Origin of the sequence: Pseudomonas floridensis (assembly GCF_002087235.1) — a bacterium.
Classification (GTDB): domain Bacteria; phylum Pseudomonadota; class Gammaproteobacteria; order Pseudomonadales; family Pseudomonadaceae; genus Aquipseudomonas; species Aquipseudomonas floridensis.
In genome coordinates this window covers 1-1,095 of sequence record NZ_MUIO01000249.1, presented here as the reverse complement: position 1 = coordinate 1,095, position 1,095 = coordinate 1, and the positions used below count along the sequence as shown (strand labels likewise).

At 59.8% G+C, this 1,095-nt stretch carries 1 protein-coding gene and 1 pseudogene; both read left to right on the top strand.

Translation table 11 applies throughout. The annotated features are described in order from the left end of the window. Nucleotides 1–964 (top strand): amino acid ABC transporter permease (locus BZK31_RS28680; protein WP_083186490.1); only part of this gene is annotated, 964 nt, incomplete at its 5' end. Nucleotides 965–974: 10 nt separating this feature from the next. Next, a pseudogene (glnQ, locus tag BZK31_RS29315) lies at nt 975–1,095 on the top strand (glutamine ABC transporter ATP-binding protein GlnQ); the annotation flags it as partial.

Sequence of the window (1,095 nt, the reverse complement as noted above, 5' to 3'; positions counted from 1 at the left end):
CCTGATCGTCCCGCCGATGATCAGCTGGGCGTTGCTGGATGCGAACTGGATCGGCACCACCAAGGAAGATTGCACCAAGGCTGGCGCATGCTGGGTATTCGTCCAGCAGCGCTTCGGCCAGTTCATGTATGGATACTTTCCCACCGAGTTGCGCTGGAGGGTCGATCTGGCCGCTATCCTGGCAATCGTGGGTGCTGCGCCGCTGTTCATTTCGAAGTTCCCGCGCAAGGCGATCTACGGCATCGCCTATCTGGTGGTGTACCCGGTCATCGCGTTCTACCTGCTGCATGGCGGCGCGTTTGGTCTGACCACGATTCCGACCAGCCAGTGGGGCGGTTTGATGCTGACGCTGGTGATTGCCACGGTCGGCATCGCCGGTGCTTTGCCGCTGGGCATTCTGCTGGCACTGGGGCGTCGCTCCAACATGCCGGCGGTGCGCGTGGTATGTGTCACCTTCATCGAGTTCTGGCGCGGCGTGCCGTTGATCACCGTGCTATTCATGTCTTCGGTCATGCTGCCGCTGTTCATGCCTGAAGGGATGAACTTCGACAAGCTGCTGCGGGCGCTGATCGGCGTCATCCTGTTCCAGTCGGCCTACGTGGCCGAGGTGGTGCGCGGTGGCATGCAGGCGATTCCAAAGGGTCAGTACGAAGCGGCCGCTGCAATGGGCCTGGGTTACTGGCGCAGCATGGGTCTGGTGATCCTGCCGCAGGCGTTGAAGATGGTCATTCCCGGCATCGTCAACACCTTCATTGCCCTGTTCAAGGACACGAGCCTGGTGATCATCATCGGCCTCTTCGACCTGCTCAACAGCGTCAAGCAAGCCACCGCCGACCCGGCCTGGCTGGGTATGGCCACCGAAGGTTATGTCTTCGCGGCCCTGGTGTTCTGGATCTTCTGTTTCGGTATGTCCCGCTATTCCATGCATTTGGAACGTAAGCTGGACACAGGCCACAAGCGTTAGGAGTTTTGACATGAGTGAAGTTATCACCAAGCCTCTGGGCGCTGAAGGCATGATCCGCATGGAGGGCGTCCACAAGTGGTACGGCCAGTTCCATGTGCTCAAGGACATCAACCTGAATGTGCGCCAGGGCG